Source organism: Lentzea pudingi (genome assembly GCF_014646255.1).
In the GTDB taxonomy this organism is placed as follows: Bacteria; Actinomycetota; Actinomycetes; order Mycobacteriales; family Pseudonocardiaceae; genus Lentzea; species Lentzea pudingi.
Map to the genome: position 1 here is coordinate 515,223 of NZ_BMNC01000003.1, position 20,448 is coordinate 535,670.

At 70.5% G+C, this 20,448-nt stretch carries 21 protein-coding genes; 13 read left to right on the plus strand and 8 right to left on the minus strand.

Going from position 1 to position 20,448, the window contains the following annotated elements:
- The first annotated feature begins 13 nt into the window (after window positions 1–13).
- The 4 genes from IEY88_RS13360 to IEY88_RS13375 all read left to right on the plus strand — a co-directional run bounded on the left by IEY88_RS13360 (window position 14) and on the right by IEY88_RS13375 (window position 3,734).
- On the plus strand, window positions 14–724 hold the full coding sequence (locus IEY88_RS13360) for a ThuA domain-containing protein (protein WP_189155008.1): 711 nt from the start codon (window positions 14–16) through the stop codon (window positions 722–724).
- Window positions 694–1,827: a Gfo/Idh/MocA family protein gene (locus IEY88_RS13365; RefSeq protein ID WP_189155009.1), complete on the plus strand. Its 1,134-nt coding sequence runs from the start codon at window positions 694–696 to the stop codon at window positions 1,825–1,827. Before IEY88_RS13360 ends, IEY88_RS13365 begins: the two co-directional genes overlap by 31 nt.
- Before the next feature lie 348 nt (window positions 1,828–2,175).
- Window positions 2,176–2,679 (plus strand): SigE family RNA polymerase sigma factor, encoded by a 504-nt coding sequence (locus IEY88_RS13370; RefSeq protein ID WP_189155010.1) that lies wholly within the window; start codon window positions 2,176–2,178, stop codon window positions 2,677–2,679.
- Window positions 2,676–3,734 carry a hypothetical protein gene (locus IEY88_RS13375; RefSeq protein ID WP_189155011.1) on the plus strand — a complete coding sequence of 353 codons (1,059 nt, stop codon included), beginning with the start codon at window positions 2,676–2,678 and terminating at the stop codon, window positions 3,732–3,734. Before IEY88_RS13370 ends, IEY88_RS13375 begins: the two co-directional genes overlap by 4 nt.
- Window positions 3,735–3,908: 174 nt before the next feature.
- Here IEY88_RS13375 and IEY88_RS13380 read toward each other — a convergent pair whose 3' ends face one another.
- Entirely contained in the window at window positions 3,909–4,574 is a 666-nt protein-coding gene (locus IEY88_RS13380; protein ID WP_189155012.1) for a GNAT family N-acetyltransferase, read from the minus strand.
- 334 nt (window positions 4,575–4,908) lie between these two features.
- Between IEY88_RS13380 and IEY88_RS13385 the strand changes: the two genes are divergently transcribed.
- Window positions 4,909–7,059 carry an ATP-binding protein gene (locus IEY88_RS13385; protein ID WP_189155013.1) on the plus strand — a complete coding sequence of 717 codons (2,151 nt, stop codon included), beginning with the start codon at window positions 4,909–4,911 and terminating at the stop codon, window positions 7,057–7,059.
- Here the strand turns inward: IEY88_RS13385 and IEY88_RS13390 are convergent.
- The gene (locus IEY88_RS13390) at window positions 7,032–7,379 is read right to left on the minus strand and encodes a hypothetical protein (RefSeq protein ID WP_189155014.1); all 348 of its coding nucleotides are present in this window, start codon (window positions 7,377–7,379) and stop codon (window positions 7,032–7,034) included. The two genes, IEY88_RS13385 and IEY88_RS13390, sit on opposite strands and share 28 nt — an antisense overlap.
- A 118-nt stretch (window positions 7,380–7,497) precedes the next feature.
- The gene (locus tag IEY88_RS13395; RefSeq protein ID WP_189155015.1) at window positions 7,498–9,504 is read right to left on the minus strand and encodes an ATP-dependent Clp protease ATP-binding subunit; all 2,007 of its coding nucleotides are present in this window, start codon (window positions 9,502–9,504) and stop codon (window positions 7,498–7,500) included.
- Window positions 9,505–10,091: 587 nt separating this feature from the next.
- On the opposite strand from IEY88_RS13395, the gene IEY88_RS13400 reads away from it, so the two are divergent.
- Window positions 10,092–10,328, plus strand: a complete 237-nt coding sequence (locus IEY88_RS13400) for a hypothetical protein (RefSeq protein ID WP_189155016.1) — start codon at window positions 10,092–10,094, stop codon at window positions 10,326–10,328.
- Between the two features lie 132 nt (window positions 10,329–10,460).
- Window positions 10,461–10,769 (plus strand): hypothetical protein, encoded by a 309-nt coding sequence (locus tag IEY88_RS13405; RefSeq protein ID WP_189155017.1) that lies wholly within the window; start codon window positions 10,461–10,463, stop codon window positions 10,767–10,769.
- Window positions 10,770–10,958: 189 nt separating this feature from the next.
- Here IEY88_RS13405 and IEY88_RS13410 read toward each other — a convergent pair whose 3' ends face one another.
- Window positions 10,959–13,247, minus strand: a complete 2,289-nt coding sequence (locus IEY88_RS13410; RefSeq protein ID WP_229693341.1) for a SpoIIE family protein phosphatase — start codon at window positions 13,245–13,247, stop codon at window positions 10,959–10,961.
- Window positions 13,244–13,657 carry a hypothetical protein gene (locus tag IEY88_RS45455; RefSeq protein WP_373294076.1) on the minus strand — a complete coding sequence of 138 codons (414 nt, stop codon included), beginning with the start codon at window positions 13,655–13,657 and terminating at the stop codon, window positions 13,244–13,246. The genes IEY88_RS13410 and IEY88_RS45455 overlap by 4 nt, the downstream gene beginning before the upstream one ends.
- A gap of 238 nt (window positions 13,658–13,895) precedes the next feature.
- Between IEY88_RS45455 and IEY88_RS13420 the strand changes: the two genes are divergently transcribed.
- The 4 genes from IEY88_RS13420 to IEY88_RS13435 all read left to right on the plus strand — a co-directional run bounded on the left by IEY88_RS13420 (window position 13,896) and on the right by IEY88_RS13435 (window position 16,816).
- Window positions 13,896–14,705 (plus strand): alpha/beta fold hydrolase, encoded by an 810-nt coding sequence (locus IEY88_RS13420; RefSeq protein ID WP_229693342.1) that lies wholly within the window; start codon window positions 13,896–13,898, stop codon window positions 14,703–14,705.
- Window positions 14,702–15,943, plus strand: a complete 1,242-nt coding sequence (locus IEY88_RS13425) for a PP2C family protein-serine/threonine phosphatase (RefSeq protein ID WP_229693343.1) — start codon at window positions 14,702–14,704, stop codon at window positions 15,941–15,943. Before IEY88_RS13420 ends, IEY88_RS13425 begins: the two co-directional genes overlap by 4 nt.
- Window positions 15,940–16,317 carry an STAS domain-containing protein gene (locus tag IEY88_RS13430; protein ID WP_189155018.1) on the plus strand — a complete coding sequence of 126 codons (378 nt, stop codon included), beginning with the start codon at window positions 15,940–15,942 and terminating at the stop codon, window positions 16,315–16,317. The genes IEY88_RS13425 and IEY88_RS13430 overlap by 4 nt, the downstream gene beginning before the upstream one ends.
- A gap of 76 nt (window positions 16,318–16,393) precedes the next feature.
- The gene (locus IEY88_RS13435) at window positions 16,394–16,816 is read left to right on the plus strand and encodes an ATP-binding protein (RefSeq protein ID WP_189155019.1); all 423 of its coding nucleotides are present in this window, start codon (window positions 16,394–16,396) and stop codon (window positions 16,814–16,816) included.
- 12 nt (window positions 16,817–16,828) lie between these two features.
- On the opposite strand, the gene IEY88_RS13440 is transcribed toward IEY88_RS13435, so the two are convergent.
- The 3 genes from IEY88_RS13440 to IEY88_RS13450 all read right to left on the minus strand — a co-directional run bounded on the left by IEY88_RS13440 (window position 16,829) and on the right by IEY88_RS13450 (window position 18,429).
- Window positions 16,829–17,107: a hypothetical protein gene (locus IEY88_RS13440; RefSeq protein WP_189155020.1), complete on the minus strand. Its 279-nt coding sequence runs from the start codon at window positions 17,105–17,107 to the stop codon at window positions 16,829–16,831.
- Complete coding sequence (locus IEY88_RS13445) at window positions 17,104–17,796, minus strand: hypothetical protein (protein ID WP_189155021.1); 693 nt, start codon at window positions 17,794–17,796, stop codon at window positions 17,104–17,106. Before IEY88_RS13445 ends, IEY88_RS13440 begins: the two co-directional genes overlap by 4 nt.
- Window positions 17,797–17,955: 159 nt before the next feature.
- Entirely contained in the window at window positions 17,956–18,429 is a 474-nt protein-coding gene (locus tag IEY88_RS13450; protein ID WP_189155022.1) for a DUF6326 family protein, read from the minus strand.
- Window positions 18,430–18,587: 158 nt separating this feature from the next.
- Between IEY88_RS13450 and IEY88_RS13455 the strand changes: the two genes are divergently transcribed.
- Window positions 18,588–19,727, plus strand: coding sequence for a sensor histidine kinase (locus IEY88_RS13455; protein ID WP_189155023.1), 1,140 nt, complete (start codon window positions 18,588–18,590; stop codon window positions 19,725–19,727).
- Window positions 19,724–20,380 (plus strand): response regulator, encoded by a 657-nt coding sequence (locus tag IEY88_RS13460; protein ID WP_189155024.1) that lies wholly within the window; start codon window positions 19,724–19,726, stop codon window positions 20,378–20,380. Before IEY88_RS13455 ends, IEY88_RS13460 begins: the two co-directional genes overlap by 4 nt.
- Window positions 20,381–20,448 lie beyond the last annotated feature (68 nt).

Consider the following 20,448-nt stretch of genomic DNA (forward strand, 5'->3'; position numbering starts at 1 on the left):
CCAGGGGGTGGGTGTGGCGCAGCCGAAGGCTTTGGTGGTCCGCGGTGGGTGGGAAGGCCACGAGCCGGTGAGAGCCACCGAGTTGTTCATCCCCTTCTTGCGGGACAACGGCTACGCCGTGCGGGTCGAGGAGTCGACCGAGGTGTACGCGGACGCTGCCGAGATGGCGCGCGCCGACCTCGTCGTGCAGTGCGTGTCGATGTCGGAGATCACCGAGGGGCAACTGGCCGGGCTGCGCGCGGCGGTCGAGGAAAGTACCGGTTTCACCGGCTGGCACGGAGGCATCGCGGACTCGTTCCGCGCGTCTGCGGACTACCTGCACCTGGTCGGCGGCCAGTTCGTCACGCACCCCGGCAAGGAGCCGTGCGAGCGCCAGGGTGTGCAGGAGGACAACTACCTGCCGCACACGGTGAACATCACCGCGCTCGGCCGGGAGCATCCGATCACGGCGGGCGTCGAAGACTTCGAACTGGTCACCGAGCAGTACTGGGTGCTGCACGACGATCTGGTCGACGTGCTGGCCACCACGACCCACCCGGCCCGGCCGTGGCAGCCGTGGCACCGGCCGGTCACCTGTCCGGCGGTCTGGACCCGCAGGTGGGGCGCGGGGAGGATCGTGGTGACGACGCCGGGGCACAGCCTGGACGTGCTGGAGCATCCCAGCGTCCGAGCCGTCATCACGAGGGGGATGTCGTGGGCGACCAGCACCGCGTCGGCGTCGTAGGTCTCGGGGTCATCTCCGGCGCCTACCTCGACACGCTTCGTGGCCACCCCGCGGTGCACGTCACCGCGGTCGCCGATCTCGATTCCACCCGCTCGGCCGCGATCGCGGCGGAGCTCCGGGACACCGAGGCGGTCAGCGTCGAGCGCCTGTTCGGCGGTGCGGACGTCGACACGGTGCTCAACCTCACCGTCCCCGCGGCCCACGCCGAGATCACCCTCCGCGCGATCGACGCGGGCAAGAACGTCTTCGTCGAGAAGCCGCTCGCCGTCACGTTCCCGGACGGCCGGGCGATCGTCGACCGTGCCGCCGCGGCCGGCGTCCGGCTCGGGTGCGCACCGGACACCGTTCTCGGCACCGGTACGCAGACCGCGCGGGCGGCGATCGACAACGGGCTCATCGGACGCCCGATCTCCGCATCGGCCGTGATGGTCACGCCGGGGCACGAACGCTGGCACCCCAACCCCGACTTCTACTACACCGCGGGTGGCGGTCCGTTGCTGGACATGGGGCCGTACTACATCACCGCGCTGATCCACCTGCTCGGCCCGGTGCGCACGGTGCTCGGCGCGGCCAGTCGCCTGCGCGCCGAGCGCGTCATCGGATCCGGCGCACGGAGGGGCCAGCGAGTCCCGGTCGAGGTCGACACGCACGTCACCGGCGTGCTCGAACACGCCAACGGTGCGTTCTCGACCATCACGACCAGTTTCGACGGGGTGGCCACCACCGCCGCACCGATCGAGGTGCACGGCGAGACCGGCACACTCGCGGTCCCGGACCCGAACCACTTCGACGGCGAGACCCGTCTCTTCCCGCTCGGTGGCACCGGATGGCGAACCCTTCCCCGCAGCGCTGGGTACACGGGCGCAGGAAGGGGAATCGGCCTCCTCGACCTCATCGCAGCCGACACACCGCGCGCCGGCGGCGAGCTCGCGCTGCACGTGCTCGAGACGATGACCGCCGTGCTCCGGGCGGCTGACGAGGGGCAGCGGATCGAGCTGACGACCACGGCGGAGCGGCCGTCGCCGGTGCCCCTGATCTCCGTGGACGAGTGGCGGCGGCGCAGGACACCGGCGGAGGAGACCGAGGTATGCCGCGATGCGTGAGTCAGCACAGAGCCGGGTGTGGCAGCGGGCCCGCGCGGCGGTCGCCGTCGCGCGTCCCACGAGCCGTCCTTCCTGGTGACGGTCACCTTGTCGCCGGTGATCAGCGTGACCGTCCTGGGCGCCTCCGCCGGCGCCGGAGCGGGTTGGTGCGCGGCTGCCGGTGAGACGGCCACCCCGGTGGCCACCACGGCGAAGACCGCCGCATGGATGAGACCGCGTTTGTGCACAGATCGCCCCTTGTGACGTCGGCTGGTGTTTCCCCTCGTCTCCATGACTCGTTGAGTGGATCAACCTGTTTGTTCGGGAAGCCGGTAAACGGATCGCCGCCGGCGTGAGTCATCAAGGGTGATGGCTGACTACGACGACTTCGCCCGAGCGCAACTGCCGCGGTTGCTGCGGTACGCGACGATGCTCACCGGCGAGCGGGAGCAGGCGGCTGATCTGGTGCAGGACGTGCTGGTCAAGATGTACCGGCACTGGCCCCGGATCAGCGGCACGGATCACCCCGACCGGTACGTGCTGCGGATGGTGACCAACGGCTACCTGTCCTGGCGACATAGCTGGTCTGCGCGTGTGATCGCGTCGGGGGACCTCCCCGACGAGGCACGCGCGGACGATTTCGCGTCGGACCACGCCGCGCGCGAGGACATGTGGCAGCGCCTGGCGCGGCTGCCCAAGCGCCAGCGGGCCGTGGTGGTGCTGCGGTACTACGAGCAGCTGCCCGACTTCGAGATCGCCGGGCTGCTCGGCTGCGCCCAGGCCACCGTCCGCGCACACGCCCACAAGGCATTGGCCTCACTGCGAAACGGCTTGGCCATCGAGCAGATGGCGGAGGCCAGGGAGACGCGATGAACCTAGAGAACCTGATCAAGGACACCTTCACGGCGCGCGAACACGGCGCGCCCGACAGCGACGCGGTGCTCGCCGCGGCGCGCCGGCGCATCGACAGCAGGCGCTCCGGGCTGAGCCGGCCGCTGGCGGTCGCCGCCGGGGCGACCGTGCTGACCCTCGGCGCGGTCACCGCCGTGGTGCTGAACCGGCCGGATGCCGCAGAGCAGCCCCAGACGATCGCCACCGCCGCCAACGGACCCCAGGACAGCCAGGCCCCCGCCACCCCGGCGCCGGCGGGTCTGCAGATGCCCTACTCACTCGGCTGGCTCCCGCCGGGCTCGGTGGCCTACCGGGCGCAGCGGATCAACATCGGGGCCGGCGCGGCCAGTCCGGACGTGCCCCTGTACGGCGGCGAGTACATGCTGACCGTCACGGCGGACGGCCAGGTGCTGGAGGTCGACGTCCAGCAGTTCCGGATGGTGACCGTGGACGAGGCGATGTTCAAGTCGGGTCCCGGCAAGTCCGTGACGATCAAGGGGCAGCGCGGGGTCGAGAGCTCGGTGTCCGCCGGGCCAGGCGGGTACGAGCTGTACGTGGCGCACCCCGACGGCGGCTCGATGTACGTGCACGTGTCCGCCGAGCACGGCAGCACCGCGCCCGCGCAGCAACTCGTCGACACCGGCCGCCGGATCGCGGAGAACATCCAGTTCCCCGGCACGACGACCGTCACCCCGGCGTTCGGCCTGCGGGACCTGCCCGGCGGGATGCGGATCTGCGCCTTCAACGTCCAGCAGGGCCTGGACCGCTCCCCGGCCGCGCCGAAGACCAGCACGAGCTACTCGCTGGGCACGTGCGCCGTCCTGCCGACGGTCCACGTCAGCAGCGCTGTCGTCGGCGAACCCGCCGGCACACCGGGACAACCCGTGCAGGGCCGCGAGACGCGTCATGTCGACGAGAACGGCTACCAGCGGTTGTGGGTCCTCGACGCGATCGGGGGAGCCCCGGTCGTCGTCGCGGGCCGGGTGCCCGAGGCCGCCCTGTACGACATCGCCAACCGGCTCGTGCTGCCGAGCTGACCGGGCAGGGAGGACGCGTGTGTGGAGGGCCGGTGCTGTCGTCTGGCGGGGGTTCAGACGACAGCACCGGCCCGGCCACTTTGGTCGCTGAGGAATCGCGGCAAGTGCGAAGATCAGGTCGTTGAGATTCGTTGACCAGCGTGGGCGGGAATGGTGCGGCGCACCATCAAGCGATCATGGCGCGGCGGGTGTTATGCGCTCCAGCATGTCCTCGAGGTGGTCTTTTGATGCGGCGTGCGCGTAATAGCCGTGATAGAGGTCGGTCAGAACTCGCGCGACCCCGTCGGGGGTGAGCATCGAATCATCGCGGATTCCGCGCCACAGCAGGGTCATCGGCACCAGCCCGCCGGGATTCGCCAGGTCGGGCATGAAGTAGTCGTTCAACGACGGCACCGGCAATGCGCCCCACCGCGCGTAGAAGGCCATTCGTCGCGCCAGCAGAGGATCACGTCCTGCTGTGCGGAGCGGGTCCTCCACCTCGAGCACGACCCCGTGCGCCGACCGTTCCTCCTGGAGGTCGGTCCCGATCGAGGAGAGCAGCGCGGCACCTGTCCCGGTGCCGCGCGCTGACGGCGACACGGCGAGGTATTCGAGGTAAGCGGCCTCGGACGTCGGCAGGAGCAGGGCCGTGGCGAACCCGATCAGGTTCCCCTCGGGCGAGTGGGCCGTCCACAGCCACGTGCTGTTGCGCTGGGACACCGTGTCGTGCGCACTGCGTTCCTCGGGAGGGAACGCTTCCTCCCATATCGACACGATTCGTCGGCAATCGACCTGTGGCACGCTTGGCCAGTCGCGTCGGCGTATCGACGGCGGGGTGGATTCGCGACCACGGTTGTTCATGTTGTGCCAGGACTCCTCGTGGGTAGGTGCGCCACACTCTAACCACCTGCCAGATGTCGGGCCACACGATCGGGAAGCAGGCAGTGGACTATTCTCGGTTGAAGCGAATTTCGCGGCGATCTGCGAATTTGCGCATCCCGATGGCCGTGATCGTTCCCGAGAACCCGCGAAGTCTGTAACGTTCCGTCGCGCCATCGCGAAGTGGGAAGGTGCCGTTGCCGGACCGCCCGCTGTATCAGGTGCGGATGAATGCATTGGTCGAGCACGGCAAAGTCGTCACACGTGACGCGCGGTGCTGCCGAATGAGTGGAATCTCAGCGACGAGGTGTGCGGAGTGGGCGTCACCAGCAGCGACAACGAGGTGACCGGCACCGTCACGGGTTCGGTCGTCCAGGCGAACTCGGTGGTGGGCGGAGTGCACTTCCACCAGGTCGACCGCTCCTGGGTGACGCCGCAGCAGTTGCCCGGCGCGTTCCCGTACTTCGTGGGGCGCGCGCCGGAGCTCTCCCGGTTGACCGCGGTGCTCGACGACGGCGCGTCGGAGGTGACGACGCTGGTCATCTCCGCGGTCAGCGGGACGGCGGGCGTGGGCAAGACGACCCTGGCCGTCCACTGGGCGCACCAGGCGGTCGCGCGGTTCCCGGACGGCCAGTTGTACGTGAACCTGCGGGGGTTCGACCCGACCGGTGTGCCCGTGCACCCGGCCGAGGCGATCCGCGGGTTCCTCGACGCCTTCCAGATCGCCCCCGACCGGATCCCCACCGGCTTCGACGCCCAGGTCGCCCTGTACCGGAGCCTGCTGGCGGGACGGCGGGTGCTGGTGGTGCTCGACAACGCGCACAGTTCGGAACAGGTGCGTCCGCTGTTGCCCGGCAACCCGACCTGCGTGGTGCTCGTCACGAGCCGGGACCAGCTCACCAGCCTGATCGCCAGGGAAGGCGCGCGGCCGATGACCCTCAAGGTCCTGTCCGACGAGGAGGCGGTCGAACTCCTGACTCGGCGCCTCGACGCGCGACGGGTCGACTCCGAACGGGGCGCCGTTCAGGAGCTCATCAAGCTCTGCGCCCGCCTGCCGCTCGCCCTGGGGCTGGTGACGGCGCACGCGGCCACGCATCCGGACCTGCCGCTGACGACCCTGGCCGAGGAGTTGCGGGACGAGCGGTTGCGGCTCGACGTCCTCGACGCCGGCGACCGCCACAGCGGTGCCCGCGCGGTCTTCTCCTGGTCCTACCGCGCCCTCACCTCCAGCGCCGCCAGGTTGTTCCGCCTGCTCGGCGTTCATCCGGGCCCCACCATCAGCCCGCCCGCGGCGGCCGCCCTGGCGGGTGTTCCCCTGGCCGAGGTACGAGCGACCCTGGCCGAACTGACCCGTGCCCACCTGCTGGAGCAGCCCAGCCCCGGCCGCTACCAGTTCCACGACCTGCTGCGCAGCTACGCCGCCGAACTGGCCGCGGCCGAGGAGACGGGCGCACGGCGCGAAGCCGCGGTCCGCCGAGTGCTCGACTTCTTCCTGCAGACCTGTTCCGCCGCTGATCGCCGGATCGCCCCTCAGCGGGAGCGCATCGACCTGCGGCAGCCGGCTCCGGACGTAGCGCCACTCGACATCGCCGACGAGGAACAGGCACTGGCCTGGTTCGTCGCCGAACACGCCACGTTGCCGGTCCTCATCGACCAGGCGATCCGGCACGGACTCGACGTCCACGCCTGGCAGCTGGCCTGGACACTCGCGACCTACTTCGAACGCCAGGGGCACTGGCAGGACTGGGTGACGACCCAGCAGGCCGCCTTGTCCGCGGCGACGCGCCTGAACGACCGTGCCGCCCAGGCCCGGGCGCACCGCTTTCTCAGCCGCGCTGCCATCCGTCTGGGACGCTACGAGGAGGCGGCCTCACACCTCCAGCACGCCCTGGACCTCTACCAGGACATGGGGAAACCGCTCGGCCAGGCGCGCACGCACATCGCTTTCAGCTGGGTGCGCGAGTTGCAGGAGCGCTACACCGAGGCGGTCGACCACGCCGCCCGAGCCCTGGACCTGTTCCGCACGGCGGGGAACCGGGCAGGACAGGCCCGCGCCCTCGACCAGCTCGGCTGGGAGCAGGCCCTGCTCGGCGACCACGCGCGAGGCCGCGTCAACTGCGAGGCGGCCCTGGCGCTGTTCCGGGACCTGGAGCACCGGCCGGGCCTGGCCGACACCCTCGACAGCCTCGGCTACATCCACCACCACCTCGACGACCACGCTAAAGCCCTCCGCCACTACGAGCAGTCCATAGCTCTGTCCGGCCAGTTGGGTGACTGCTACACCGAAGCCACCACCTGGGCGCGCATGGGCGACACGTACCTCGTCATGGGCGACCGCTCCGCCGCTGAGAAGGTGTGGCGCCAGGCGCTCACGCTGCTCGACCGGCTCTCCCACCCGGACGCCCAGGACGTGCGGGCGAAGCTCGCCGAGCTGGAGGGTCAGTCGTCGAGGCCGGGCAAGCGGTAGCCGGTGTGGTCGTCCCACTCGATCTCGTAGTCGTCGAGGGTGAAGGTCCAGTCCGCGTCCGGCACCGCCCGGCGCAACGCGGTGACCGCGGCCAGCCAGTGCACCAGCGACGGGACCGCCCGCTCATCCGCGGCGGGCAGCTTGGTCGACCCGTCGAGCACCGTTCCCTGCTCCAGCCGGTCGTAGAGGTACAGCCCCTCTTCTTCCCGGGAGAACGGCGCGCCCGCGTTGGAGCTGTCGGCGGCCTGGCCGACCGCCGCGAGCTCGGCGCCGGTCAGCGGGGTCGCGCGGCGAGCCGTGTAGTAGAGGGAGACGCCCATGCGGGCCACCCTAGCTGGCACCGGTGTGCGGGCAGACCGTCCGCTGAACGGCCACGGCCGTGGAACCCCGGGCCGCGTCGTTCTCCACCGTGCCCCCCGCACGCCATCCGTTGCGATGTCAGGGGGTGGTGATGGTCAGCGCCAGGTCCGAGTCGACGACCGTGACGAGGACGTGCTGCCCGCCGCGCAACTCGCCCGCGAGCAGTGCGCGGGACAGTCGCCGGTCGAGCTCCTTGGTGATCGTGCGGCGCAGCGGCCGCGCGCCGTACTCGGGCATGTAGCCGCGGGCCGCGAGCCAGTCGACGGCCTGGTCGTCGACCTCGAGCGTGACGTCCTGCTCGCGCAGCCGATGGCGGGTGGGGCCGAGCAGCAGCGTGGTGATCTGCCGCAGCTGGGCGGGGTCGAGGCCGCGGAACAGGATGATCTCGTCGACGCGGTTGAGGAACTCCGGGCGGAAGTACCGGCGCACCGCGGACATCAGCGATCCGCGCAGCTGTTCCACGTCGACGCCCGAGGTGCCCGCGGCCAGCAGCTGGTCGGCGCCGATGTTGCTGGTCATGATGATCACGGTGTTGGCGAAGTCGGCGGTGCGTCCCTGGGAGTCGGTGAGCCTGCCCGCGTCGAGCACCTGCAGCAGGGTGTTGAAGACGTCGGAGTGCGCCTTCTCGATCTCGTCCAGCAGCAGCACCGAGTACGGCACCCGCCGGACCGCGCCGGTGAGCTGTCCGGCGTCCTCGTAGCCGACGTAGCCAGGGGGCGCGCCGATCAGTCGGGACACCGTGTGCTGCTGGCCGAACTCGCTCATGTCGAACCGGATCAGCCGGTCCTGCGAGCCGAAGAGCGTCTCCGCCAACGCCCGCGCCACCTCGGTCTTGCCCACCCCGGTCGGGCCGAGGAACAGGAACGAGCCGATGGGCCGGTTCGGGTGCTTGAGGCCGGCACGGCCCTGGCGGACCGCGTCGGCCACCGCTTCCACCGCCTCGTCCTGCCCGATGATCCGCTGGTGCAGGTGCTCCTCGAGGTGCAGCAACCGGTGTCGTTCGGCCTCGGTGAGCTGGGCGACCGGGATGCCCGTGCTGCGTGACACGATCTCGGCGACATCGTTCGGCCCGACCTCGGGCGCGTCGGCCAGCGCGGCGCGGGCAGCTTCCAGCTCGGCGATCGCGCGGCGCAGGTCGTCGTCGAGGAACGGCAGGTCTTCGGCCTGAGCGGTGTCCCGTTCCCGTTTCAGCCGGGCCACCCGCTGTTCGAGCTCCGCCGGATCCGGGGGCATCGGGGTCTTCTCCCGCAACCTGACGCGCGCGCCCGCGCGGTCCACCAGGTCGACCGCCTTGTCCGGCAGGAACCGGTCGGTCACGTAGCGGGCCGACAGCTCGACGGCCGACACGATCGCCTCGTCGGTGATCCGCACCCCGTGATGGGCTTCGTAGCGGGGGCGCAGGCCGCGGAGGATGTCGATCGTCTCGCCGGGAGACGGTTCGGCGACGAAGACGGGCTGGAACCGCCGTTCGAACGCGGCGTCCTTCGCGATGTGGCGACGGTAGTCCTCGGCCGTGGTCGCCCCGATCACCTGGAGCCGCCCGGTCGTGAGCACGGGTTTCAGGATGTTCGCGGCGTCCATCGGCGAGGCTTCGGCACTGCCGGCGCCGACGACGGTGTGCAGCTCGTCGATGAACAGGACCACCATGCGGTTCGAGGCGGCCACCTCCTCGATCACGCCCTCGAGCCGTTCCTCGAACTCGCCCCGGTACTTCGCCCCGGCCACCATGCCCGCCAGGTCCAGGGAGACCAGCCGCCTGCCGCTGAGCGTGGCGGGCACGTCGCCACTGGCGATCCGTGCCGCGATGCCCTCGACGATCGCGGTCTTGCCCACGCCCGGATCACCGATCAGGACGGGGTTGTTCTTGGTGCGCCGCGACAACACCTCGAGCACCTCGTCGACGACGTCCTCCCGCCCGATCACCGGGTCGAGCAGGCCGTCGCGCGCCGCGGCGGTGAGATCGCGGCCGTAGTGGTCGGTCCGCCTCGTCGCGGACGAGGGCTGGCCGAGCCCTCCGAACAGCTTCCCGACGAGGTCCTCCCACGAGTGGGACCCGAAGCCGAACACCCAGTCGTCACCACTCACTGCCTGCCACCTTCACCCGTTGGAGGGACTTCCGCCTCCGATCCTCCACTGTGCGCGTCGTCCGCACAGACCGGACACCACCCGGATCCGCGATGCACGTGGCGACGCGATCATCATCGGTTCGCGTCAGTCCGGTCGCACCCTTGTTTCCAGTGGGATTTCGAGTTACCGGCACAAGCCCGAAATCCGGCATCGGACGTCCATCATCGCGCCCGCTCGGGATGCGCCTGTGACCATGCCGGAGCCGCACCCAGAGCGTGTCGCACTTCCGGTCGCCCGCCGGCGCACCGCAGGAACGCGTCATGCCGTTCCTGGCCCGAGTCGAGGCGCGATGCACCAGTTCGGTCACCCCATCGCGGAACCCGGTGCGGAGGTTCACCGATTCTGACTGATCAACGCCCGTAACACTCTTAAACATTGAAGATCAGGTGCCACTCGAAAGTGTGATGCAGAGTTTCTGCGTTCACGCTAACGCGTGATTTCTGATTTGGATCTCCGTGGCCGTTTGGATACGGTCCCGTCGGACTTGCGGCGGCGAGATTTGCCGCAGCGAACACTCCGGGAAAAATACGAACTAGGAGATTTCTGTGCTGAAGAAGGCAGGAGCGGCCGTCGCTATCGCGGGCGCTTTCCTCGGTATCGGTTCCACCGCGCTGGCCGACGCCCCCGAGCTGGACATCACGGACCAGACCGGCGTGGCCCAGCTGAACGACTCCGAGGTTCTCAGCGATCTCAACGCCTGCTTCGTGGACGTCAACGTCATCGCGGTGCCGGTTCTGTCGGGCAACGACAGCGGCCTGTGCGTCAACCCCGACGACAAGTGACATGAGCCGGCGGCCGCCGTGGTGGCCGCCGGATTCGGACGGGGGAGCGGGGTTTCCGTCCAGCGCTTGCTCCGCTCCTCCCTCCGTTGCACGTGCAGATCGACGACTGGTTCACGAGGAGAGATCGCCACGATGAAGAAGGTTTTCGCCGCCACCGCCGCTGTCGGCGCGGGTTTCCTGATGATGGGCACGCCTGCTTTCGCCACCCAGGGCGGTGCGATGGACGACGTGAAGGAACTGGCCCCGCAGTACGACCACACCCACCAGGTCGGTGCGGTCAACATGGAGGACTCCGAGCTGCTCAGTGACCTCAACGTGTGCCACGTCGACGTCAACGTCATCGCGGTGCCGGTCCTGTCCGACAACGACAGCGGTCTGTGCGCGAACCCCGACATCGACGTCGAGGTCGAGCACTCGTCCGAGCACGACTCGGACCGCTGAACCCCGGTTCGCCAGGTGAAGCCGTGACGCACCGGGTTGCTACCGGCTGAAGCTTCGGGGGCCGGTACGCCCGCAGCCGCGGTACGTGGTGATGACGGTCCACGCGCACGCTGGCCCGTGTACGGCCGTGAGGCGCCCAGCTGGAACCACCCGGCCGGGCGCTTTGGGCGTTCCGCGGAAGCGTCGCTGTCACAGCAGCTGAACGCCTACGACACACGTGTCGTCGTCCGTGTCGGAATCGGACTGCGCGAGCAGGTGGTCGAGAAGGTCGTCGAGGTTGGTCCGGGGTTCCCGCGCGACCTCGCAGAGGCGTTCCAGACACTCGTCCAGCGCCAGGTCTTTGCGCTCGACCAAGCCGTCGGTGTAGAGCAGCAGGGTGTCGCGCGGTTCCAGCACCACCTCGTCCTCCACATAGGACGCTTCAGCGATCGCGCCGAGCATCACGCCGGGCAGCATCGGGAGCAGTTCGCCACGTCCGTTCCTGATCAGCACCGGCGGTGGATGACCGGCGCGGGCCCAGCGCAGAACGCGGGTGTGCGGGTCGTACAGGCCGCAGACGGCGGTGGCGAGGATGCTGTCGGCGAGGTGGTGGGCGACGAGGTTGAGCCAGGTGAGCAGTTGTGCGGGGCCGGCGCCGGTGGCGGCGAGCCCGCGCAGTGCGTTGCGCAGCACCACCATGCCGGTCGCGCCCTTGATGCCGTGGCCGGTGATGTCGCCGACCGACACGAGGATCTGCTTGGTGGGCAGGACGACGGCGTCGTACCAGTCGCCGCCGACCAGTTCCTCCTGCGCGGCGGGCCGGTACCGCACCGCCACGCGCAGTCCGAACGCGTCGATCGTGGGGTGTGTCGGCGGCATGATCACTTGCTGGAGCTGCAGCGTCAGCTTGTTGCGCTCGGCGGCCTCCTGGGTGGTGATCGCGAGCTGGTCCTGGGTCGCGGACAGCGCGACCTCGGTCCAGTGCTGCGCGGACACGTCCTGGTAGGCCCCGCGAACGGCGAGCAACGCGCCCCGCGAGTCGAGCACCGGTTCCGCGATGACGCGGACGTGCCGGGTGACGCCGTCGGAGCGCTGCAGCCGGAAAGCCGCCGACGCGTGCCGGTGCTCGCGCAGAACGGTGTGCACGAACCCGCTGAGCGCGGGTACGTCGTCCGGGTGCGCGTACCGGGTGATCTCCGACAGCGGCACGGGTCCGGAGCTGATGTCGCGTCCGTGGAGTGCGTAGAGCTGGCTGTTCCAGATGATCGTGCCGTTGTCCTGGTCCTCTTCGAAGCCGCCGACGCGGCCGAGGCGCTGCGCGTGCTGCAGCAGGTTCGCGAGTCGTGCCGTCTCGTCCCGCACTCGCCACACGATCAGGACCAGCGCCCCGTGCCGGGTGATGCTCACCCCCGCTGTCACGGTCAGTGGGACGTCGTCGACGACCGCCGGGAGGCTCATCTGCTCCGCGCGGAAGGGTTCGCCGGTGGCGTGCACGTGCTCGATCTTGTCGAACAGGCCACCCTCGGCAGCGGCGAGTGGATAGAACTCCAGCAGCGACTGCCCCGCGACGGCGGTCGGCGGCCGGCCCGCGATGTCGGCGAACTGGCTGTTGACGTGGTGCACCCGGAAGTCCGCGGTCGTGCCGTCGGGAGAAACTTCCGGGCCGAGCACCAGCGCGGGGTCGAGCAGGCCGTCCGCCAGGCCGACCAGTTCGGACGGTGCCGGGCTGGAGAAACCTGCGGGCACCGCGTCGTCGAGGGCGGCGGCGCACAGCTCTGCCAGTGCCTCCACCTGTTCGCGCACGCCGAGCGGCTGCGGTGAGAGCGTCGAGTGCCAGCAGATCTCCAGCACACCGGCGATCCGGCCGCCGGTCCCGGCGGGAACGGCAACGCGGCCGGGCAGATCGCACCCGACCGAGGGCAGCCCCGACTCGCCGAGGTCGGCGATCCACACCGCTTCCCGTTCGAGCACCGCCCGGCGGGCAGGTGTGGACACGCCCGGCGGTACGTAGCGCCAGCGACCGGCCTCACCGGCCGCGAACCCGGCGTGCCCGGCGAGCGTGAGCGAGGAGTCGGCGCCCACCAGCCAGATCGCCACGGCGCCGGCGCCCAGCGGTGCGAGCGCGTGGGTGAGCAGCGACCCGGCCACCGACTGCGCGTCGCCGGCCTGCAGGACACCACTTTCCGCTGTGCGCAACCGAATCGCCGCCGCGAGGCCTGGTTCCTCCGCCGGCGTGGGAACAGCGGTGAGCTCGTCGCCCGAGACCTCGTTGATGATCTCCACGGCGAGCTCGAGCTGTGTGGTGCCCGCGCTATTCGCGAGCAACGCGAGCTGCCGGGCTGCTTGCGCGGGGCCGCAGCGCAGCCGTTCGACGAGGATTCCCTTGGCGACCTCCAGCAATGCCCTGCCGTCCGCGGCCGCTCGTGCCGCGTCGATCTCCGTGCGCAGGCGGCTGACGGTGCCCGCGAGACGGCCGACGTCCACCTCGTCCCGGGTCACCGGGCCCGCATCCACCGGTGGGCGCAGGCGGCGTTGAGGTGCAACGCGATCCGCTCCCGCAGTTCGTCCAAACTGGACAGGAGCTTGAGCGGCCGTGTGTGGTGCGCCGGCACGGGCACCATGCGGGTGGCGGTGTCTGTCTGGTCCGTCATTGCGCTCTGAGCGACACCCGCCACCTCGGCCTGGCCGCCCGGGCTGCCGACCTCGCAGACGCCGCGGGTGACTTCGGAGGTGAACGGCGAAAGCTGGTCCACCGTGCCGTTGCAGACCGTGCCGATCTCGCCGGGCAGGCGGATGCCGAGGTCGCCGTCGCGCACCGCCGTGAGCCCGGCGAGCAGCTGGCGCAGGTCCGCGGCTCTTCGTGCGGTGTCCTGACCGGCGGAGCCGTCTGCCGGTGTGGTCGTGCTCATTCCAGCGTCCTCCACTGCACGGCTGAACCACGTGGAGGTGTACGCCTGTCTGCTCAAGCTCACCTCGGCGAACCGCAACGACATTACTGGAGTGGTGCCCCCCATCCGCCTCAGCGCTCCGGGCGCGGCGACCCGTGCCGCCGGGGAAGAACGATGTCGGACGAACGGGCCGGGCGCGCGGACGACACCCGCGCGTCGGCGTCGCCGCGAACGGTGTCGGAGCTGATCAGGTGGCACGATGAGCGACGTGGACGTGAGCAGCAGGCACAACGTGACCGTCATCGGCCGCACCGACGGTCCGACCGTGTTGCTCGCGCACGGCTACGGCTGCGACCAGAACCTGTGGAGGCTGGTCGCCCCGGTGCTGGCGAAGACGTTCCGGGTGGTGCTGTTCGACCACGTCGGTGCGGGTGGGTCGGATCTGTCGGCCTGGTCGGCCGACCGGTACGCGACGTTGGACGCGTACGCCGAGGACGTGCTGGAGATCTGCGCCGAGCTCGGCCTGCGGGACGTCGTGCTGGTCGGGCACTCGGTGTCGGCGATGATCGCGGTGCTGGCGGTGAACCGCGAACCGGCGCTGTTCGCGAAGCTCGTCCTGCTCACGCCGTCGCCCTGTTATCTCGACGACGGTGACTACCGGGGCGGGTTCAGCCGGGCTGACATCGACGAGCTGCTGGAGTCCCTCGACTCGAACTACCTGGGGTGGTCGGCGACGATGGCGCCGGTGATCATGGGCAATCCGGACCGTCCCGAGCTCGGAGCGGAGCTGACGAACAGCTTCTGCCGCACCGACCCGGCCATCGCGCAGGTGTTCGCGAGGGCGACGTTCCTGTCGGACAACCGCGCGGACCTGCCGAAGGTCGGGGTGCCGACCTTGGTGATCCAGACCGCGCAGGACGCGATCGCGTCGCAGGAGGTCGGCCGGTTCGTCCACGCGCAGATCGCCGGGAGCGAACTGGTGACGCTGGACGCCATCGGGCACTGCCCGCAGCTCAGCGCTCCTGAAGTGACGGCAGAGGCGATCAGCGCTTTCGCGGGTGCGCGGTGATCCGTGCGGCCGGTGAGACCGAGAACGCCGCCGACGACGATGACCCCGGCGGCGTGGCTCCGACGTTCTCCGCGTTGCTGGAGGACAGCGCCGAAGATCTTTACGAGCACGCGCCGTGCGGCTACCTCTCCACGTTGATGGACGGCACGATCGCCAAGATCAACACGACGTTGCTCGGCTGGCTCGGCTTCGAGCGTGCCGAGCTCATCGGGCGCCGGCGGTTCAGCGACCTGCTCACCGTGGGCGGCCGTATCTACTACGAGACCCACATAGGTCCGATGCTGGCGTTGCAGGGTGAAGCTGGCGGTCTCGCGCTGGAGTTGAGAACCGCTGCGGGCACGCAGTTGCCGGTGCTGGTGACGTCGACGGTGAAGCGGGGGAGCGACGGCGACGCGCAGTTGATCCGCATCACGATCTTCGACGCTCGTGACCGGCTCGCGTACGAACGGGAGCTGCTGCGCGCCCGGCGACAGGCCGACGAGGAACGGGATCGCGTGCGCAAACTCGCGTCGACCCTGCAGCAAACCCTGCTGCCCCCGGTGCTGATGACGGTGCCGGGACTGCAGACGGCGGCCCACTACCACCCGGCCTCGGTGGACGAGGTCGGCGGCGACTTCTACGACCTCTTCCCCCTCACCGGTGGCACCTGGGGATTCTTCCTCGGCGACGTGTCCGGCAAGGGCGCCGAGGCGGCCGTGGTGACCTCCCTGATCCGCTACACGCTGCGCGCCGCCGCCGTGTTCGAACCCGAACCGATCAGCGTGCTGAACAACCTCAACACGGTGCTGCACGAACGGTTCCTCGCCGGCGACGCCCGGTTCTGCACCGTGATCTACGGTTCGCTCGTTCCCGTGCCGGACGGCTGCGAGATCACCCTGGCCAGTGGCGGGCACCCGCCGGCGGTGGTCGTGCGAGCCGACGGCACCGCTCGCTTCCTGCACACCCCACGCGGCATGCTCGTCGGCGGGGTGCCCAACGCGTCCTTCACCGCGGTCACGACACGCCTGGGGCCCGGTGACACCCTCCTCCTCTACAGCGACGGCCTCACCGAAGCACGCACGACCGGCAGCTCGGACCGCTACAGCGAGGAAGACCTGCTCGCCTTCCTCGCGACGGCGAACGCGACCGGCGCGGCCGAGGTCATCCGCGTCCTGACCGACCTGCTGCGCGGCTTCGGCGACGGGGTCGAGGACGACACCGCCCTGCTCGCGCTCAGCGTCCCCGGCAGCGACTCATGAGCGGTGTCTTCGCCGTCACCACGAGAACCGTCCCCACCGGGACGGTCCTCGCCTTCGCCGGCGAGCTCGACTCCGGCACCGCGCCCGCCGCGCACGGTGCGATGACGAAGCTGTCGCTGAACGCCGGCGACCAGTTGGTCGTGGACCTGGCCGGACTGGAGTTCTGCGACTCCAGCGGCATCACCGTCCTGGTCTCGGCCCACAACCTCGCCCGCGGGGCGGGGGCAGGGTTCGCCCTGGCCGCGGTGTCACGCCAGCTGGGCAGAACGCTGGACATCCTCGGCCTCACCGGTCTGTTCGCCACCTACCCGACAGCAGACGACGCGTCCGCGGCCTGGAGCCCGGCCGGCTCGCGGGAAGACGGTGTCGTGTGATGGCCGGACGAGCGCGCGCCGCGGTCCGGGCTGGGCACCGATCGGTCCGGTTCATCACGCTGGAGGCACCGCAACCGTGACCACCACTGGCGAGACGTTCTGGTCGGTGGTCATGGACCTGCCGATCGACCGGAACACGTCGGTGCCGGTGGTGCGGTCGCGCGTGCACGAGGCTCTGCGCGAACTGGACGAGGACCACTGCTACGACGTCCTGCTGGTGGTGACCGAGCTCGTGTCGAACGTCCTGGACCACACGGCCGGCGACGGCCGGTTGCGCATCCTCCTCAACCGGATCGGGTGCCAGGTCGTGGTGGAAGTGGACGACTGTTCGGCGCAGCAGCCGGTCTACGGGCGGTCCAGACTCGGCGGCAACCGAGGACGGGGCATGGTGATGATCGACAACATCACGCACGCGTGGGGGGCCAGGCCTCTCGCCCAGGGCGGCAAGACCGTGTACGCGCTGGTCTGGTCCGCCGAGGGGGAGACGCGCCCTGCGTAGCGACTGCCCTGCTCACAGCCGGCTCAACCGGTGCGGCGCCCCCTCGAAGTAGATCCGCCTCCTCCCGGCGTCGACGTGGCCGTCCCACCCGGCCGGGAGCTGCTGCAGGTAGGCGACGGCCGCGGCGGTGAGGACCACCTCGCCGCCGCGGCGGCCGCGACTGATGCCGGCCGGCTCGTCCATTCCGCACAGGTAGCCGGCGTAGACCGGGTCGAGCCTGGCTCCGTAGCGCCGGGGATCGTCCGCCGCCTCGCGCGCGGCCAGCCGCGACCGTTCCGGCCCGCTGGTCACGGCGTCCTCACCGCGACCTCGACGGGCCGGTCGCCGAACTCGGCGATCGCCCGCCGGAGCCGGTCCGCGCCGGCGGCCGCGCCGGGAACCACCGTGCTGACCGGGAGATCGGTGAGCACGGTGCCCCGTACCGCCTCGTCGCCGGCGACGTGCCCCGGCGCGAGCCGGACACCGACCTCCACGAGGCCCGGTGCCGCATCGGCCAGGTCGAGCCGTGCCACGGCGAGCCACGGCACGTGGGTCCGGCGCAGCCTCACCCCCGTGGCGTCGACCTGCAGCAGCGTCCATCGGGCGGCGTGCTGGTTCACGACGGCCAGGAGCGAGCCGACCAGGGCGAACACGAGCAGTCCGCGCGGCAGCGACGGCACTTCCAGCGCCCGGGCGACGAGGACGACGACGGCGCCGCCCACGAGCACCGCGGCGATCTTCCCCGCCAGCCACGCGGTCGAGTTCGGCCGGTCGACGCGGTACCGCACCTTCCGCCGGATCCGCCGGGCCGTGAGCGACGCGGTCACCAGCAGCGCGAGGCCACCGGCCGTCGCCAGCGCCGGGCCGGTCGCGAACTCCTCGACCAGGTACCCACCGGCGACCAGCACCGTGATCGCGCCGGCGGCGGCCAGGACCTCCACCAGCCGCACCGACCGGAGCCTGCGTTCCCGCTCCTGCATCGCGGGAGTGGCCGTTGACATCTCGTTCCCCTTCCTGGGACACCACGTTCGCGGTCATCACAGGGCAGGACGTCGTGCCGGGGCCAGGCCACCGACCGGCCATCGGTGGCCGGTCCTCCGACCAGGCGGAACGCGGCTGTGCGGAGCCCAGGCCCCTGCCGGGAGGAGGGCCCGCGCTTGCTACCGGGCGCGAACGGTCTCACGGTCCGGGCTGGTCGCCGACGGCGCGGTGCGGGGCCAGGTCCAGGCGTACCGCACGATGAAGGCGAGGAGGACCAACTCCAGCACGATGCCGAGGCCGTAGAAGAACAGCCAGGACTCGCCCACCGCGTTGAACACCGTCACGGGGACGTAGAGCGAGGCCACGACGAGGTTCGTGACGCGGCTCGCCCGGGCGGGCAGCGTCATCGACAGCACGACCATGAGGATCGGGACGGACATGAGGGTCAGCGACGCGGTCGAGAAGGTCTGGGAGAGGTCGAACTCGAAGACCTTGCCGTCGAGGATCTCCTGGATGACGCCGGGCGTGAAGAAGTTGAGGATGTCCACGTAGACGTAGAGGAACATCAGGCTCGTCCACGTCGCGGCGAGCTTGGTTCTCACCGGGACCCGCTGGTCCTCCAGCGCGGCGGCGGTGGGTTGACGCGTTCTCATCATGGGCTCCGTTGTGGTGAGGATCGGTGAGACCACGATCGCTGAGCCCGGCGGCGGGCGCCCCGGCCCCGAGGCCGGTCCCGCCTGGCCGATGGCACGGTCCGCCAACTGTTCTTTCGGCTGGTACGCCGAGGCACGCCGATCCCTAGGCTGGTGCCGTGGTCACTGTCCGGCGTTCCCTCTGGCGTGAGCCGAGGCCTGCTGATGCCCCACCCGTCGGTCGTCTCGACTGGCTGCTGGTGGGTGTGTTCGCGGCCGCCGCCCTGGTCGAGGGCATCGTTCTGCCGGGCGTGGCCTGGCAACCGCTCGTCACGGTGCTCGCCCTGGCGCTGGCGCCCGCGCTGCTCTGGCGGCGGAGGAGCCCCCTGGTGGCCGTTCTGACCGGGTGGGGCGTCACCGGGCTGCTCTCGGTCCTCCAGTTGACCGCGCACACCGGGGAACTCGGCCTCCACTCGATGACTGCCGTGCTGATCCTGCTCTACTCCCTGGTGCGGTGGGGCTCGGGACGGGAGATGGTCTTGGGGACGGCGTTCGTGGCAGTCGTCGTCGCGCTGGGGATGTACGCCTCCGCCGCGGGCTTGACCGACGTTTTCGGCGGGACCGTTCTCTTGCTGTTGTTCGTCGCACTCGCGGCGGTGTTCCGCTATCGCGCGGACCTCTGGCGGCGTCAGCAGCGCGAGATCCGCAACGAGGAGCGGGTGGCGCTGGCGCGCGAGCTGCACGACACAGTGGCCCACCACGTCTCGGCCATCGCGGTGCAGGCGCAGGCCGGTGGTGTGGTCGCCGGCATCCAGCCCGAGAAGGCCGCCGAGTTCCTGGCCGTGATCGAGGCTGAGGCGTCGCGAACCCTGGCGGAGATGAGATCCGTGGTGCGGGTGCTGCGTGAGGAGGAGGCCGTCGCGTACACGCCGCAGCTTGGTGTGGCGGACCTGCCTGCTCTGGCCCGCGCCGACGCGACGCCCACCGTCGAGGTCTCGCTGGACGGTGCGCTGACCAGGCTGGCGCGACCCGTGGACATCGCGCTCTACCGGCTCGCGCAGGAGTCGCTGACCAACGCCGTACGGCACGCCCGGAGCGTGACCCGCGTCGGGATCGACGTCCGCAGGGAAGGTGGCGCTGTCAGGCTGCGTGTCAGCGACGACGGGCAGACCGGGCCGGGGCCGGTCCCGGAGCCCGGGTTCGGGCTGCTGGGCATGGCCGAACGCGCCCAGCTCCTCGGCGGATCGCTCTCCGCGGGGCCGGGACCGGAGGGCGGCTGGGTGGTCGAGGCCGTGCTGCCGGTGGAGGCGGTGGCGTGAGCATCCGTGTCGTCGTGGCCGACGACCAGGACCTGGTCCGGACCGGGCTGGTGATGATCCTCGGCGCGCAGCCCGACATCGAGGTCGTGGGGGAGGCGGCGGACGGGCTCGCAGCGCTCGACCTGGCGACCCGGCTGCGTCCCGACGTCCTCCTCGTCGACATCCGGATGCCCGGCCTCGACGGCGTCGAGGTGACGCGGCGCCTGGCAGGGCCGGACGTGACGGACCCGATGGCGGTCGTCGTGATCACCACCTTCGACCTCGACGAGTACGTCCTCGGCGCCCTGCGCGCGGGCGCCCGCGGCTTCCTGCTCAAAGACGCCGGTCCGGCGCTCCTCGTGCAGGCGATCCACGCGGCGGCCAACGGGGACGCGCTGATCGCCCCGAACGTCACCAGCCGGCTCCTGGCGATCTTCGCCGGCCAGGCGCCGGTGGTGCCGGTCCAGCCCGTCGACCCGCTCACCGAGCGCGAGGAGGAGGTGCTCGCGCTGGTGGCACGGGGCCGGACCAACGCCGAGATCGCCGCCGAGCTCTTCGTCGGCCTGAGCACGGTCAAGTACCACGTCGCATCGTTGATGACCAAGCTCGGCGCACGCAACCGCGTCGAGATCGCGATGTGGGCGTACGACACCAGACGCGTGAGAGCCAGTTAGCTCTCCGCGACAACGTCACCGGCCTCGAGACCGACTGGCTGTTCGAATGCTTTGGCGTCTTCGTACCG

Excerpts from the sequence above, each read along its gene's own strand:
- IEY88_RS13420 (WP_229693342.1), top strand. The coding sequence starts at position 13,896 with ATGAGCGACGTGGACGTGAGCAGCAGGCACAACGTGACCGTCATCGGC.
- IEY88_RS13370 (WP_189155010.1), top strand. The coding sequence starts at position 2,176 with ATGGCTGACTACGACGACTTCGCCCGAGCGCAACTGCCGCGGTTGCTG.
- IEY88_RS45455 (WP_373294076.1), bottom strand. The coding sequence starts at position 13,657 with ATGAGCACGACCACACCGGCAGACGGCTCCGCCGGTCAGGACACCGCA.
- IEY88_RS13445 (WP_189155021.1), bottom strand. The coding sequence starts at position 17,796 with ATGTCAACGGCCACTCCCGCGATGCAGGAGCGGGAACGCAGGCTCCGG.
- IEY88_RS13405 (WP_189155017.1), top strand. The coding sequence starts at position 10,461 with ATGAAGAAGGTTTTCGCCGCCACCGCCGCTGTCGGCGCGGGTTTCCTG.
- IEY88_RS13375 (WP_189155011.1), top strand. The coding sequence starts at position 2,676 with ATGAACCTAGAGAACCTGATCAAGGACACCTTCACGGCGCGCGAACAC.
- IEY88_RS13450 (WP_189155022.1), bottom strand. The coding sequence starts at position 18,429 with ATGAGAACGCGTCAACCCACCGCCGCCGCGCTGGAGGACCAGCGGGTC.
- IEY88_RS13380 (WP_189155012.1), bottom strand. The coding sequence starts at position 4,574 with ATGAACAACCGTGGTCGCGAATCCACCCCGCCGTCGATACGCCGACGC.
- IEY88_RS13430 (WP_189155018.1), top strand. The coding sequence starts at position 15,940 with ATGAGCGGTGTCTTCGCCGTCACCACGAGAACCGTCCCCACCGGGACG.
- IEY88_RS13390 (WP_189155014.1), bottom strand. The coding sequence starts at position 7,379 with ATGGGCGTCTCCCTCTACTACACGGCTCGCCGCGCGACCCCGCTGACC.